This window comes from Streptomyces sp. NBRC 110611 (genome assembly GCF_001590865.1).
In the GTDB taxonomy this organism is placed as follows: domain Bacteria; phylum Actinomycetota; class Actinomycetes; order Streptomycetales; family Streptomycetaceae; genus Streptomyces.
Genome location: NZ_BBUY01000029.1, coordinates 1 through 14,123 on the forward strand (window position 1 = coordinate 1; position 14,123 = coordinate 14,123).

Annotated in this window: 11 protein-coding genes and 1 pseudogene; 3 read left to right on the plus strand and 9 right to left on the minus strand. The window is 73.6% G+C overall.

The genetic code is table 11. From position 1 onward, the window contains the following. Nucleotides 1-144 precede the first annotated feature (144 nt). Nucleotides 145-504, plus strand: coding sequence for a hypothetical protein (locus tag AZE13_RS31345; RefSeq protein WP_066939664.1), 360 nt, complete (start codon nucleotides 145-147; stop codon nucleotides 502-504). 21 nt (nucleotides 505-525) lie between these two features. Here AZE13_RS31345 and AZE13_RS31350 read toward each other — a convergent pair whose 3' ends face one another. The 9 genes from AZE13_RS31350 to AZE13_RS31390 all read right to left on the minus strand — a co-directional run bounded on the left by AZE13_RS31350 (nucleotide 526) and on the right by AZE13_RS31390 (nucleotide 12,512). Beyond that, a complete protein-coding gene (locus tag AZE13_RS31350; protein WP_066939666.1) occupies nucleotides 526-3,612 on the minus strand; it encodes a non-ribosomal peptide synthetase in 3,087 nt (1,028 codons plus the stop codon). 325 nt (nucleotides 3,613-3,937) lie between these two features. Further along, nucleotides 3,938-5,215 carry a cytochrome P450 gene (locus AZE13_RS31355; RefSeq protein ID WP_258528116.1) on the minus strand — a complete coding sequence of 426 codons (1,278 nt, stop codon included), beginning with the start codon at nucleotides 5,213-5,215 and terminating at the stop codon, nucleotides 3,938-3,940. Continuing rightward, nucleotides 5,212-5,832, minus strand: coding sequence for a GTP-binding protein (locus AZE13_RS31360; RefSeq protein ID WP_066939669.1), 621 nt, complete (start codon nucleotides 5,830-5,832; stop codon nucleotides 5,212-5,214). Before AZE13_RS31360 ends, AZE13_RS31355 begins: the two co-directional genes overlap by 4 nt. Beyond that, a complete protein-coding gene (locus AZE13_RS31365) occupies nucleotides 5,813-6,166 on the minus strand; it encodes a DUF742 domain-containing protein (RefSeq protein WP_066939672.1) in 354 nt (117 codons plus the stop codon). Before AZE13_RS31365 ends, AZE13_RS31360 begins: the two co-directional genes overlap by 20 nt. Next, nucleotides 6,163-6,567 (minus strand): roadblock/LC7 domain-containing protein, encoded by a 405-nt coding sequence (locus AZE13_RS31370; protein WP_181690511.1) that lies wholly within the window; start codon nucleotides 6,565-6,567, stop codon nucleotides 6,163-6,165. The genes AZE13_RS31365 and AZE13_RS31370 overlap by 4 nt, the downstream gene beginning before the upstream one ends. Before the next feature lie 3 nt (nucleotides 6,568-6,570). After that, nucleotides 6,571-8,142, minus strand: coding sequence for a sensor histidine kinase (locus AZE13_RS31375; RefSeq protein WP_398780272.1), 1,572 nt, complete (start codon nucleotides 8,140-8,142; stop codon nucleotides 6,571-6,573). 631 nt (nucleotides 8,143-8,773) lie between these two features. Then, a complete protein-coding gene (locus AZE13_RS31380; RefSeq protein ID WP_079124574.1) occupies nucleotides 8,774-10,912 on the minus strand; it encodes a xanthine dehydrogenase family protein molybdopterin-binding subunit in 2,139 nt (712 codons plus the stop codon). Beyond that, nucleotides 10,909-11,928 (minus strand): FAD binding domain-containing protein, encoded by a 1,020-nt coding sequence (locus AZE13_RS31385; RefSeq protein ID WP_066939680.1) that lies wholly within the window; start codon nucleotides 11,926-11,928, stop codon nucleotides 10,909-10,911. The genes AZE13_RS31380 and AZE13_RS31385 overlap by 4 nt, the downstream gene beginning before the upstream one ends. After that, nucleotides 11,925-12,512, minus strand: a complete 588-nt coding sequence (locus tag AZE13_RS31390; RefSeq protein WP_066939683.1) for a (2Fe-2S)-binding protein — start codon at nucleotides 12,510-12,512, stop codon at nucleotides 11,925-11,927. The genes AZE13_RS31385 and AZE13_RS31390 overlap by 4 nt, the downstream gene beginning before the upstream one ends. A 242-nt stretch (nucleotides 12,513-12,754) precedes the next feature. Here AZE13_RS31390 and AZE13_RS31395 point away from each other — a divergent pair, with 242 nt between their 5' ends. Continuing rightward, nucleotides 12,755-12,991 (plus strand): acyl carrier protein, encoded by a 237-nt coding sequence (locus AZE13_RS31395; RefSeq protein WP_066939686.1) that lies wholly within the window; start codon nucleotides 12,755-12,757, stop codon nucleotides 12,989-12,991. A gap of 149 nt (nucleotides 12,992-13,140) precedes the next feature. Further along, nucleotides 13,141-14,031, plus strand: a pseudogene (locus AZE13_RS31400) (beta-ketoacyl-[acyl-carrier-protein] synthase family protein); the annotation flags it as partial. Nucleotides 14,032-14,123: the final 92 nt, after the last annotated feature.

Here is a 14,123-nt window from a genome sequence, read left to right on the forward strand (position 1 = left end):
CCCTAGCCGCCCGCTGCCTCACCTGTGCCCCGTCCGGCCCGGTCCTCCGGGACGGGCGGGGCACGGTCCGCTCCTCCCCCGGCTTGGGCCTCGGCCCCTCCGCGCGCACACTGGACGTATCCGCTCATGAAAGCGGGATGCGCGATGAACGGTCCGACGAACGGTCCCTGGCGGCTCGGCCCCGGCGGCTGGGTGCGGGAACCGCCGCCCCGCCACCCCGAGGAGCGGCGCTGGCAGCCGGCCGTACGCGGCCGGGCGAGGGAGAGCGTCTGGCTGGTCATCGGCGCGGGCGCGCCGCCGCTCCTGCGGAACCTGCGGACGGACGTGCCGTGCCGGGTCGACTGGCGCGCGGACGACACGAGGCGACGCGCCTATCTGGACATCGAGCCGCACCGCTACCTGTTCGTGGACAGCGGGGAGACCCGCCGCGGCCCGGCCGGCCCGCCCCTGCGGGTCTTCCGGTACGCGGGCGAGGTCGACGCCCGCAGGGTGAAGCAGTCCTGAGGACAGCACCGCCCGGCCCGGTCAGGCGCGGCCGAGGAGGAGCCCGGCGCGCCGGAGGCTGGTGAGGCAGGCGTCCAGCAGCGCACTGTCCACCGGGGGGCAGGAGGCCTGCCACGAGGGCCAGAGCCGGTCGGTGCGGGTACGCCGCACCTGGGGGAAGACGGTGTCGAAGTACATCTCCTTGACGGTGCAGCCGGCCTGCTGGGCGGGGGTGAGGAAGAGCGGGGCGAACGGTGCGATGGGCGCGGTGGGGTGGGCGTGCACATGGTCGGCCAGCGCCTCCGTCCACCGCGGGTAGCTCACCTCGTCGACGTGGTGCCCGGCGGCGCGCATCCGGCCGACCATGTCGGCGAGGAACGCCGGCCGGGGGTTGGTCAGATGGACCGCCCCGCCGAGGTACGGCAGCCGGGTGGCGATGCCGACGATCGCGTCGGTGACGGCGTCGACGGGCACCAGGTTGAGCGGGAGCGGCACCGCGGGCGCCAGGCCCATCCGCACGATGGCGTCGAAGACGGCGCAGATGGCGCCGGCGGTGTTCCAGGCTCCGGTCCGGCTGTGGCCGGTTATCTCGTACGGACGGTGAATGGTGACCGGCAGTCCGGCACCGGCCGCGTGGCCGAGCAGCCGCTCGGCCACCCACTTGGTCTCGGGGTACCCCATGCTGAGCAGTTCGGGGTGGCTGAGCGGGGTGGTCTCGTCGACCTGCCGTACGCCGCCGACGCCGCTGCCGGCGAACACCGCGGTCGAGGAGACGTAGTGGAAGGGGATCCGGCGCGGCCCGGCCAGCCGGACGAGGGTGCGGACGGCCGCCACGTTCGCCTGCCGCAACTGCTGGTAGGGGTAGAGGAAGTTGACGTGTGCCGCGTTGTGCAGGACGAGGTCCACGGTGTCCGCGAGCCGGTCGAAGTCGGCGGGGGCCAGGCCGAGGGCCGGACGGGCCAGGTCGGCGGGGAGAGCATGGACCCGCTCGGGTGCGGTGAGCCGCAGGCCGTAACGTTCCATCGCCTCGTGGACACGGCGCGTCGCCCGGGAGCTGCTGTCCGCGCGGACGGGGCAGTGGATGGTGGCGTCGGTGTCCCTCAGCAGTCGTTCGAGGAGGAACGCCCCGACGAATCCGGTGGCCCCGGTGAGCAGGATGTGGCGCGCCCGGGCGGGCCGGGGCGCGGGGGCCGGGGAGACCGGCGGGAGCGGCTCCGGCCGGGCCTCGGCCTCGAAGTCCGGCCGCGGGGTGTCCTCCGGTTCCGGGCCGCCGGGCCGGCCGGCGGGCGCGCGGCGGGTCGCGGAGCGGTAGGCGGCGAGGGTGCGGGTGGCGAGCAGCCTCCGCAGCAGCGGTGCGAAGCGGTCCGCGGCCAGCCCGAGGGCGGCGAGGGTGCGGGTGACCGTGTGGGCCGCCAGCAGAGAGTTGCCTCCGGCGGCGAAGAAGTCGGTGCCTTCGGAGACCGGCGTGCCGAGCACTTCTGCCCAGATGTCCGCGACCGGGTCGCCGCTGCGGGGGCCGGCGGCCGGTGCGGTGCCGCACCGGGGCGCGGCGGGACCGGCCGAGTTCCGCAGCGCCGCGTAGTCGGTCTTCCCGTTGACGGTGAGGGGGAGGCGGTCGAGGACGGTGATGGGGGCGGGGAGGGCGTGCGCGGGCAGACTGCCGGAGAGGTGGGCGTGGAGGGCTGCCTGGCCGGGCGCGGCGGAGTTCGCCGCGGTGACGAAGGCGGTGAGTCCCTTGCCGATGCCGTCATTGCTCCGGACGAGTACCGCGGCTTCGGCGACGTCGGGGTGGCCGCGCAGCAGGGCTTCCACCGCGTCCAGTTCGATCCGGAAGCCGCGGACCTTGACCTGGCGGTCGGTCCGGCCCCGGAACTCCAGCGTGCCGTCGGCGCGCAGGCGCCCCAGGTCGCCGCTGCGGTAGAGCCGGAGCGCCGCTCCCTCGGGGGTGTGGTGGGTGACGAAGGCCCGGGCGGTCTCCTCGGGCCGGTCGAGGTACTCCAGGGCGAGGCCCTCCCCGCCGATATGGATCTCCGCGTCCTCCCCCACACCGGCCGGGGTGCCGTCGGCGCGCAGCAGATGGCAGCTGCTGCCGGCCACCGGCCGCCCGATCGGGATGGCGGGCGCACTGGGCGGTACCTCGTCGACGTCGTACGCGGTGACCATGATGCCGCCCTCGGTCGGGCCGTAGCCGTTGATGAGGTGGCGGGGCCGCCCGGCCACGCAGACGGCCGCGGTCAGGTCCGGGTCCATGGCCTCGCCGCCCATCAGCACGGTCTCCAGGGAGCCGAAGATCGCGGGGTGGGTGCGGACGGCGTGGTGGAACAGACTGGTGGTCAGGAAGGCGTGGGTGATGCGTTCGGCACGGATCAGCGACCGGAGCCGCTCGGTGTCCAGGAGGACGTCCCGTTCGGCCACGACCAGGCAGCCCCCGTTGATCAGCGTGGTCCAGGTCTCGAAGAGCGAGCCGTCGAAGGAGAGACCGAAGGTCTGCAGGACGCGGGTGCCGAGGCCGGGGCACCAGGGGTGGTCCCCGACGGCGAGCCGGGTCACGGCGCGGTGGGGGAAGACCACGGGCTTGGGGCGGCCGGTGGTACCGGAGGTGAAGAGGATGTACGCGCAGTCGTCGGGCCGGCGCCGCACGGCTGCCGGGAGGTCACCGCCGGGGCCGGGGTCCGCCGCCATCAGGTCGTCGAAGGCGACCCACCCGGCCGGTCCGTGGTCCGGGCCCGGCGCGGCCGCGGTATGCCCGGGAAGGACCACGACCAGCCGCGTACGGGCGTCCGTGAGCATCTCCGCGGTGCGGGCCGAGGGATAGTGGACGTCCACGGGAACGCAGACCGAACCCGCCTTCAGGATGCCGGCCATGGCGACCGTCGCCTCCCAGGAGCGGGTGCCCAGGACGGCGACGGCCTCGCCACCGCGTATGCCCCGGGCGCGGAGCGCTCGTGATACGGACTCCGACCACGCGTCGAGTTCCCGGTAGGTGAAGACCCGGTCCCCGTCCCGTACGGCCTGGCTGTGCGGTGCGCGGGCCGCCCGGTGGGCGAACAGGCCGGGCAGTGCGGCACCTGGCGGGGCGGAGTCCGCAGCGGGGTTCCGGGTGCCGGCGAAGGGCGTGCTGGTGTTCATCAGGGCTCCACACGGGGGGGACGTCGGACGCGAACGGGAGGCGGGAGCCTCAGGCTTGGGCCACCTGCTCTGCGTCCGGTGCAGGCCGGCTGATGCCTGCCGTATCGCAGCGGCTGCCGTGAGCGGACCGTACGCCCACGCCTGCCCCATCGGTGCTCCCCAGCATCAGTGCGCACATCGGCATCACTTTAGGACGGGACCACACCTTGCAGTGAGGCAATGAGAATCACATTGACAACGGCCGAACGGAGGCCATACAGAGGTCATACGCCGCTCCTCGTCCGGCCCCTTGACGCCCCATCCGGAATCCGGACGACGGGCGTCGCTAACGCCCGTTCGGGGTGAACTGCACCGGCAGCGCGACGAGATGGCGGTACATCAACGACGACGACCACTCCAGTTCCGTCTCGGGAACGGCCAGCCGGAGGTCGGGGAGCCGGGTCAGCAGGGTGTCGACGGCGGTGTCGGCGATCGCCCGGCCGATGTGCCGGCCCGGGCACTCGTGCGGGCCGCCGCTGAAGGCCAGATGGGAGCGGTTGCCGTGCACCGGGGCGGTCAGGTCGGGGCGGATCGCCGGGTCCACGTTCGCCGCGCGCAGGCCGAGCAGCAGCATGTCCCCCTTCCTGATGGTCTGTTCGCCGAGCCGGGTGTCGCTGGTCGCCCAGCGCCCCAGCAGCGTCATCAGCGGCGGCTCGTCCCACATGACCTGCTCCAGCGCGTCCGGCAGGGTCATATGGCCGCCGGTCAGGTGCGCCCGGAACCGGGGGTCGGTGAGCACCGTGCACAGGGTGTTCGCGATCAGGTTGACCGTGGTCTCGTTGGCCGCGGTGAGGATGAGCCGCAGGTGTTCGCGGATCTCGTCGTCGGTGAGACCGGCGGGGTGCTCTATCAGCTTGGACGGGAAGTCGTGGCCGGGGCGGGCGCGCTTCCGTTCGACCAGCTGCTGGAGGGTCCGGGTGAGGTGGGTGTTGCTGGCCGCCGCGGTCTTGGTGCCCTTGAGCACGTCCTGGACGGCGGCGGTCAGGCCCGGTCCGTGCTCCTCCGGCATACCGAACAGCTGGGTCATCACGCGCAGCGGGATCTCGGCGGCGAACTGGCCCACCAGGTCGGCCGTCCCCGATCCGGCGAACTCGTCGATCAGCTGGTCGGTGAAGCGGGTGACATGGCGGCGGATGCCGCGGGACTCGAAGCGGCCCAGGCTGTCGGTGACCGCGCCGCGCAGCCGCCGGTGCTCCTCCCCGTCGACGAAGACGCACAGCGGCTGCCAGGTGGTGACCGGCGTCAGCGGGTGGTCGGCCGGTACGTTGCCCTCGGCCATGTCCCGCCAGTGCCGTGAGTCGCGGGAGAAGACGCTCGGGGTGCGCAGGATCTCCAGGTTCTCCCGGTGCCCGAGGACCAGCCAGGCCGGGAGGTCGCCCTGGACGAGCACCGGGGCCACCGGGCCGTACTCGGCGCGCAGCTTCTCGTACACGGCCACGAGTTCGGCCTGGACCTCGGGGTCGTGCAGGCGGTACAGGTTCCCGGGGGCGCCGCCGTGTGCCGGGCAGCCCGGCGGCGGAGCCGGGTGGTGATCGGCGGGGCGCTCGGGGAGGTTGGCGGTCACTGGGGCTCCGAGGTCTGGGCGAAGGAGCGCAGGTAGCGCATGAGGGTGATCAGGACGTCCCGGCTCGACGCCCGTTCGCGGGCGTCGCACACCACGATCGGCACCTGTTCCGGCAGGTCCAGGGCGCCGCGCAGCTCCTCGACGGGGTAGGAGTCGGCGTCGGGGAAGGCGTTGACGGCGATCACGAACGGCACTTCGGCCTCTTCCAGGCGGCCGATGACGTCGAAGCTGACTTCGAGCCGCCGGGTGTCGACCAGGACGACGGCGCCGAGCGCGCCTTCGAAGAGGCCGTTCCACAGGAACCAGAACCGCTGCTGGCCGGGCGTGCCGAACAGGTAGAGCACCAGCTCCTCGTTGAGGCTGATCCGGCCGAAGTCCATGGCGACGGTGGTCACCGTCTTGCGCTCGATCCCGGAGACGTCGTCGACGCCGGCGCCGGCCTCCGTCATCGTCTCCTCGGTCGTCAGCGGCCGGATCTCGCTCACCGAGCGGACCAGAGTGGTCTTGCCGACGCCGAATCCACCGACGATGACGATCTTGACGGCGGTGGAGACCGTCGACGGCAACTGGTCCTCATGCCGAGGCTCCGTGACGGTGTCAGAGCTTCTGGAGACCATGGATAACCGCCTCAATCAGTGCTATGTCGGGGTGTGTGGCGGCCGGTGCACGGGCCTCCACCCGCCCATCGGCCAGGAGGTCCTGGAGGAGTACGCCGACGACACTCGCCGGCAGCGCCAGGTGCGCGGAGATCTCGGCGACGGAGAGCGGCGTGCGGCAGATCCGGAGGATGGCGGCGAGTTCGGGCTGCATGCCCAGCTGCGATTCCTCGGTGGCGACGATCAGTGTGACAAGGTCGAGCGGGGCGTGCTGGTCACTCTGTGAGCGGCCCCCCGTTATCACGTAGAGCCGCTCCGGCCCGCCCTCGTCCCAGTCCTGACCGGCTGGGCTCACCGCGTCGGTCCGTCGGCCCGCGGCGGGCTGGTGAGGTGGGCGCCGATCCGGGCCACGAGGTCGCGCATGCACTGTCCGACGAGGCCCGCGTCCACGCCTTCGTCGGCGAGCACGGCGAGATGGGCGCCCGCGCCGGCGGCCATCAGGTACAGGAAGCCGCCGTTGACCTCGATGACGACCATCCGCATCCGGCCGTTACTGTGCGGGAATTCGGCGGCGACCGCGGTGGAGAGGCTCTGCAGTCCGGAACCGATGGCGGCCAGGCGGTCGGCGGTGTCCGCACTCGTGTCGTACCGGGCCATGCACAGGCCGTCGGACGACAGCACCACGATATGGCGGGTCTGGGGGACGCTCTCCGCGAGGTCCTTGAGCATCCAGTCCATATCCGCACGCTGTTGCATCGGTTACTCACCCTTGTCTGACGTGTCGTTGCTGGTCCGGGCGGGTGCGGACGTCTGCCGCTCGCCGGCGAGGCCACTGTGCAGTTCAGCCATCCAGACACCGGGCGCCGGTTCTTCGTGCGCGGTCGCCGCCGGGCCCGGCCTGGGGGGCGCCGCCTTACGGGCCGGATTCGGAGCGCGCCGGCGCCGCTGCGGCAGGCCGCTGGCGGTCACCGTGGTCGCGGTGGGCGGCTCCTCGGCACGGCCGCGGTCCACCGCGGCGTGGGTGCCGGTGTCCTCGTCGCGTCCGCCGGTGCCGGTCTGCGCGGTCCGCGGCGCCGCGTGCTCGATCGGGATGTCGTCGGCCACCGCCGCGGCGGGCGGCCCGGGCCGGCGGACCTCCGGACGCGGGCCCGAGGCCGCGCCGATGCCGTGTGCCCTGCCCGGTGCGGGCGCGGTGGTGATCGACGTCTTCGGCACGCTCAGGACGGCGCGCACTCCCCCGTAGGCCGAAGGCGGCAGCGCCACCTGGAAGTCGTACGCCCGCGCCAGCCGGCCGACCACCGCGAGTCCCAGCCGCGGCGACTCGCCGAGGTCCTTGAGGTCGATCCCGGCCTGGGCCTCGGTCAGCATCCGCTCGGCCCGCTCCCGGGCCTCCTCGCTGAGGCCGATACCGCCGTCCTCGATCTCGATGGCGATGCCCATGTGCACCTCCACCGCGGTCAGATGGACGCGGGTCTTGGGCGGCGAGTACCGGGTGGCGTTGTCCAGCAGCTCGGCCAGGGCGTGGATGAGCGGCTCGACGGCCGGTCCGACGACGGCGACCTCCGCGACGGAGTGCAGTTCCACCCGCTGGTAGTCGAGGATCCGCGACATCGCACCGCGCAGCACGCTGTAGAGCGGCACCGGCTTGCTCCACTGGCGTCCCGGCCGGGCACCGCTGAGGACGGCGATGCTGTCCGCCAGCCGCCCGATGAGCGCCGTGCCGTGGTCGAGCCTGAGCAGGTCGGCGAAGAACGCCGGCTCCTGGCCGTGCCGGTCCTCCATCACGCGCAGGTCGGTGGCCTGCTGGTGCACGATGGCCTGGACCCGGCGGGCGACGTTGACCACACCGCGCTGCGCGGAGTCGCGCAGCGACTCCTCGGCCTGCACCGCCTCGACCACCGAGCGCAGCAGGGCCTCGTGCGCCGCGCGGAACTGCGGGCTGAGCCCGTCGTCCGTGACGGTGAGGGACTCCAGCACGTCCTCGGCGAACTCGCCCTCCTGGAGCTTGCTGACGGCCACCGGCAGCTGCTCCTCGGCGAGGCGGATCGTGGCCGCCTCCTGCTGCCGCAGATGCTGGAGGAGCCGGGTCTCGCGCTCGGCGGCCTCGGCGCGCACCGCGGCCAGGGCCTGGCCCCGCCGTGCCGCCACCGCCGATACGAGGGCGATGGCCACGGTGGCGAGGGCGCCGCACCAGATCACCGCGCCGGTGGCCGCGGCGGGCACGAGCGGTCCGGCGACCGCGGTCCCCACGGCGGCCACGGCAGCGGGCGCCGACCACGCCGCAACGGAGCCGGAATGCGAGCCTCCGGGTGACGACGCAGTACGAACCATCAGCATCCTCAATCATGGGGCTTACGTGGCGCCCGGATGCGGCGCGACAGGCACGATATCCGTCCCGCCGCTCCCACCCATCCGAGGCGGCAATACAGTCATGAGCCGGGAACACGGAGACCGCTCACTCCGCGCACCCAACTGGTAGCACTATAACCGGAATTGATCACTACTCATACGCTTGAGGGCACGGCTACGGCCACACCCGGCCGAGACGGCCGTCACCCCGCCCGCGGCCGGACATCAACGCTCCGTCAACCCCGCAGGGACAGCGGCCCCTTCGACAGCCAGGCCGCCCAACCTCCGCCGCACCTCCACCACCTGCGCAAACGAATGATTTCCCGGCCAGACCCGCCCCTCGGCCGCACCACGACTCCGCGCACCGGCGACTGCTCTCCGTAACACCGTCACATCGGCGCGCATCACGGCATACCGGCGGTATCGATACACAACCCTGACGTCCGCCACCACCCCGGACCTCCCCGTCTGTCCAGCCACCGGAGCCCTGTCACCCCCTCAGCCTTCACCCACTTTTCATCCACGCCTGATGGCTGAAACCTCATGGCCCGCACCGCCCCCGCGGGAGGAGGCGGGAGGAGAAGGAGGGGAGTCCGCCGTGCGCAGGGCCGGTCTACGCCGTCAGGATCCGGTCGGGCCGGATCGGCAGGTGCCGGTGGCGTACGCCCGTGGCGTGCCAGACCGCGTTGGCGATCGCCGCGGCGGCGCCCACGATGCCGAGCTCCCCGATCCCCTTGATGCCCACCGGGTCGTCGTCATCCGGGTCGTCCACCCAGTCCGCCTCGATGACGGGGACGTCGGCGTGCGCCGCGAAGTGGTAGCTCGCGAGGTCGGCGCCGACGAGCCCGCCCGACGCCTGGTCCCGGACCGCCTCCTCGTGCAGCGCCATGGAGAGCCCCCAGGTCATCCCGCCGATGAGCTGGCTGCGCGCGGTGAGCGGATTGACGATCCGGCCCGCGGCGAAGACGCCGAGCATCCGCCGTACCCGGACCTCGCCGCTCGCCGGGTCCACGGCGACCGAGGCGAACTGCGCCCCGAACGAGTGGCGTTCCCGCTCGGCCAGTGCGGCGACCGCCTCGGTGGTGTCGGACCGTACGGTGATGCCCTGCGGCGGAACACCGCCGCCCAGGTCGAGCTGCTCGCGCAGTGCGCGGGCCGCCGCGATGACCGCCCAGGCCCAGGAGCGGGTGCCCATCGACCCGCCGGCGACCCACGCCCGGCCGAAGTCGCTGTCCGCGATCCGTACCCGGACCCGGTCCGGCGTCGTCTCCAGCGCATCCGCGGCGACCGACGTCAGCGCGGTCCGCGCCCCGGTGCCCAGGTCCGCCGCGGTGATCCGTACGGTGAAGGTGCCGTCCGCCTCCGCCGTCACGGCCGCGGTGGACGGGGCGACGCCCGCGGGGAAGGAGGCCGCGGCCATGCCGGTCCCGAGCAGCCAGCGCCCTGCGCGGCGGACGCCGGGGCGCGGGTCGCGGTCCGCCCAGCCGAACCTGCGGGCCCCCTCCCGGAAGCAGGCGAGCAGATTGCGGCTGCTGAACGGCAGTCCGGAGAGCGGCCCGACGTCCGGTTCATTGCGTGCGCGCAGTGCGATCGGGTCGATACCGCACCGCTCGGCGAGTTCGTCGAGCGCCGACTCCAGCGCGAACGAGCCCGGGGCCATCCCCGGTGCCCGCATGAAGGTCGGGGAGGGGACATCGAGCGCGACGACATGGTTGCCGGTGTGGTGGGCGTCGGCGTCGTACAGCACCCGCGCGGCGTCGGCGCCCTGCTCGACGAATTCGTGCACGGTCGAGGTGGCGCTGTACGCCTGGTGGTCGATGGCGCGCAGGCGCCCGTCGGCGTCGGCGCCGAGCCTGACGCGCTGTGCCGTGGCGCTCCGGTGGCCGATGAGCGAGAACATCTGGCGGCGCGTCAGCACGACCCGCACCGGACGCCGCAGCAGGGTCGCGGCCATCACCGCGGCCACCTGGTGCGGATGCACCCCTTTGGACCCGAACGCGCCGCCGACGTGCTCGGACCGCACCCGCACCGCTGCCGGGTCGAGGGAGAACAGCTTCGCGAGTTCCTCCGCCACCCACATGCTGCTCTGGTTGGAGTCGACGACCTCGAGGCGGCCGCCGTCCCAGAACGCCGTGGCCGCATGCGGCTCCATGGGGTTGTGGTGCTCCTCCGGCGTGGTGTACTCCGCGTCCACGACGACGGCGGACGCGGCGAGTGCGGCGTCGAGATCGCCCTTCTCCCTGGTCATGCCGGGCGGGGTGTGCGTGCCCGGGCGGCCGGCCCGGAACTCGACGTCGTGCGGTTCCTCGTCGTACCGGACCACCAGCGTCTCGGCGGCCTCGCGGGCCTGCTCGGAGGTCTCGGCGACCACCAGCGCCACCGGCCAGCCGGCGCTCGGCACGCGGTCGTCGCCGAAGAGCAGGATGGTCGGGTCGGGCGGGCCCAGCGGGCCGGTGTAGTCCCCGTCGACGCGCGGGGCGTTCCCGTGGTGGAGGACGGCGAGAACGCCGGGCATCGCCAGCACGGGCGCGGACTCCACGGAGCGGATCCGGCCCCGGGTGATGCGGGACGACACCAGCCAGCCGTGAGCGAGTTCACCGAACGAGATCTCACCGGCGTAGCGGGCCGCCCCGGTGACCTTGGCCCGGCCCTCCACGCGGGGGTACGCGGTGCCGACGGCCCCCGTCGCCCCGGAGGCGGGCGTGGTCGCGGTCCCGGCCGCGGCCGGGGGCGTGGTCGGGGACGTGGTCATCCGGCGCTCTCCTCGGTCAGCTCGGTCAGCAGGGCGACGGCCAGATCGCGGATCAGCGCCACCTTGTACCCGTTGCCGGGCAGCGCCTCGGCGGCGGCCAGTTCGGCGTCCAGTGCGGCGGTGAACGCCTCGGCACTCGCCGGTCCCCCGGTCAGCAGCCGCTCGGCTTCCCGGGCCCGCCACGGCCGGGAGGCCACCGCCCCGAAGGCGAGCCGGACGTCGCGGACGACCGCGCCCCGGGCTCCGCCGTCCGCGCCCGCGCCCCGGACGTCGAGGGCGGCGGCGACCGCCCCGATCGCGAACGCGTACGACGCGCGCTCGCGCACCTTGCGGTAGCGGGAGACGGCGGCGACCGGAGCCGGCGGCAGGGTGACACTGGTGATCAGCGCGCCGGCCGGCAGCGCGGTCTCCCGGTGCGGGGTGTCCCGCACCGGGAGGTAGAACTCCGCCAGCGGCAACTCCCCGGCTCCGGCCACCGTTTCGTACGACACCGCGGCGTCGAAGGCGGTGAGCGCCACCCCCATGTCCGAGGGGTGGACGGCCACACAGTGCGCGGAGGCACCGAGGATCGCGTGGTTGCGGTGCTCGCCCGCGACGGCCGGGCAACCGCTTCCGGGCACGCGCTTGTTGCAGGCCTTCGTCACATCCGTGAAGTAGCCGCAGCGGGTGCGCTGCAGCAGATTCCCGCCGACCGTGGCCATGTTGCGCAGCTGCCCGGACGCCCCGGCGAGCACGGCCTGGGCCAACGCGGGGTAGGCGCGGCGCACTTCGGGATGCGCGGCCAGATCACTGTTGGTGACGGTCGCGCCGATGTGCAGCCCGCCGCCGTCCGTGCGGGCGATCCGGTCGAGCGGCAGCTCCCGTACGTCGATGAGCAGGCCGGGGCGCTCCACTCCGGCCCTCATCAGATCGACGAGGTTGGTGCCGCCGCCGAGCAGCCGCGCGTCGGGCTCGGCGTCGAGCAGGGCCACCGCGCCCCGGACGTCGGACACCCGCCGGTAGCCGAACTCCCTCATGCCGTCACCTCCGCGCCGGCCGCCGGACCGCGCCCCGCCGCCCGCTCGGCGCACGGGCCGCTGCCGGCCGCCCGGGCGACCGCCTGGACGATCGCCACATACGCACCGCAGCGGCACAGGTTGCCGCTCATCCGCTCCCGGATCTCGTCGTCGGTCAGCGGTGGCGGTCCCGCTGACGGCCGTACGTCGTCGGTCGCCGCGCTCGGCCAGCCCGCCGCGTGCTCCTCGAGCACCGCGACGGCCGAACAGATCTGCCCGGGCGTGCAGTAGCCGCACTGGTATCCGTCGAGGTCGAGGAAGGCCTGCTGCACCGGGTGCAGCCGTTCACCGTCCGCCACGCCCTCGATGGTGGTGATGGCGCGCCCCTCGGCCGCCACCGCGAACTGCAGGCAGGAGACGGCTCTGCGGCCGTCGACCAGCACCGTGCAGGCACCGCACTGGCCGTGGTCGCAGCCCTTTTTGGTACCGGTCAGACCGAGGTGTTCGCGCAGCGCGTCGAGCAGGGTGCTGCGGTGGTCGACGGGCAGGGTGTGCTTCTCGCCGTTGATGTCCAGGGTGATGACGCTGGACGTCGATCGGGCCATGAGCAGCCTTCTTTCGCGTCTGTCGCGTACCGGGCGCGCGGCGGCTTCGAGGAGGAGGCGAAGGGGCTACGTGAATTTATCGGACAGCTGTCCGGCCAACAAGAACCGCCCCGGCCAGGATCTCCGGCAGCCCGTTCCCCGGGGGCCGTGTGCGCCTGAAACGGCACAGACAGCCACGGCACCCGGCGGTACACTCCGTCCGCGCGTGCTCGGGCGGAGCGTTCCTGGGGAGGCCGTGGCGGATGACCGATGAGGTGTTCGAGAAGGTCCGGGCCTGCGCGGTGGAGGTGCTGCAGGTCGCACCGGAACAGGTGACCATGGAGGCGGAGTTCACGGAGCATCTGGGGGCCACCAGCCTGACCCTGGTGGAAATGCTGATGGCGGTCGAAGAGGCCTGCCAGGTCGCTCTGCCCGATGAAGGCGTCGAGTCGGTACGCACCGTCCGCGACGCCTGCGAGCTGGTCCGCGCGCGGACATGAGCGGCGCCCGGCGGGTGGTCGTGACGGGGCTGGGCAGCGTCACGGCCGCGGGGACCGGAACGGACGCCCTGTGGCGGGACCTGCTGGTGCCCGCGCCGTCGGCGCCGCCCGGCCACCGGCCGCTGAAACCCTGGGACGCCGGGCGCTGGATGGACCGGGCCGAGATCCGGCACACCGACCGCTGCACCCAGTTCGCGGTGGCGTCGGCGGAGCTGGCCGTCGCCGACGCCGGGGGCGCCGAAGCGCTGACCGCGCGGTACGGACCGGAGCGCGCGGGGGTCGTCCTCGGCACCGCGCTGGGCGGGGTGACCACCATGGAACGGCAGTCCCTGGTGCGTGCGGGGCACGGTGACCGACGCGTCTCGCCGTTCACAGTGCCGATGGTCATGCCCAATGCGGCGGCCGCCGCCGTCTCGCAACGGCTCGGCTGGCAAGGGCCCTGCGAGACGGTCACCACGGCCTGCGCCTCCGGGACGCACGCCATCGCCTCGGCCGCCCGGCTGATCGCGTACGGCGTCTGCGACACCGTCCTCACCGGTGGTACCGAGGCCGCCGCGCACGGCACGGTCCTCGCGGGCTTCACGACCATGCGGGCGCTGTCGGCCACCGGCCGTACCCGGCCCTTCGACCGCGGCCGGGACGGGTTCACGGTCGCCGAGGGAGCGGCGGCGCTGGTCCTGGAGGCGGCGGACACCGCGCGGGCGCGGGGCGCCACCGTACTGGCCGAGGTCCTGGGCGCGGCGAGCACCGCCGACGCCCACGACGTGACCATGCCGCTCCCCGACGGCTCCGGCGCCGCCCGGTGCATGGCCCTGGCCCTGCGGGACGCGGCGCTCGCCCCGTCGGACATCGCGCAGATCAGCGCGCACGGCACCGGCACGCTCCAGGGCGACCTCGCCGAATCCCGGGCGCTGGAAAGGGTCTTCGGGACGGCGGGGCCGGCCGTCACGTCGGCCAAGGGAGCCACCGGGCATGTCTTCGGGGCCAGTGGTGCCCTGGAGGCGGTGGCCGCGGTGCTGTCGATGGTGCACGGTCTGATCCCGCCCGTCCAGGGGCTGGTGGCGCCGGACCCCGGGCTCGGCCCCGGCCTGGACCTGGTACGGGGAGCACCACGCCGGTGGACGCCGGGCCC

Excerpts from the sequence above, each read along its gene's own strand:
- AZE13_RS31345 (WP_066939664.1), top strand. The coding sequence starts at position 145 with ATGAACGGTCCGACGAACGGTCCCTGGCGGCTCGGCCCCGGCGGCTGG.
- AZE13_RS31350 (WP_066939666.1), bottom strand. The coding sequence starts at position 3,612 with ATGAACACCAGCACGCCCTTCGCCGGCACCCGGAACCCCGCTGCGGAC.
- AZE13_RS31360 (WP_066939669.1), bottom strand. The coding sequence starts at position 5,832 with ATGGTCTCCAGAAGCTCTGACACCGTCACGGAGCCTCGGCATGAGGAC.
- AZE13_RS31370 (WP_181690511.1), bottom strand. The coding sequence starts at position 6,567 with ATGCAACAGCGTGCGGATATGGACTGGATGCTCAAGGACCTCGCGGAG.
- AZE13_RS31375 (WP_398780272.1), bottom strand. The coding sequence starts at position 8,142 with ATGGTTCGTACTGCGTCGTCACCCGGAGGCTCGCATTCCGGCTCCGTT.
- AZE13_RS31380 (WP_079124574.1), bottom strand. The coding sequence starts at position 10,912 with ATGACCACGTCCCCGACCACGCCCCCGGCCGCGGCCGGGACCGCGACC.
- AZE13_RS31385 (WP_066939680.1), bottom strand. The coding sequence starts at position 11,928 with ATGAGGGAGTTCGGCTACCGGCGGGTGTCCGACGTCCGGGGCGCGGTG.
- AZE13_RS31390 (WP_066939683.1), bottom strand. The coding sequence starts at position 12,512 with ATGGCCCGATCGACGTCCAGCGTCATCACCCTGGACATCAACGGCGAG.
- AZE13_RS31395 (WP_066939686.1), top strand. The coding sequence starts at position 12,755 with ATGACCGATGAGGTGTTCGAGAAGGTCCGGGCCTGCGCGGTGGAGGTG.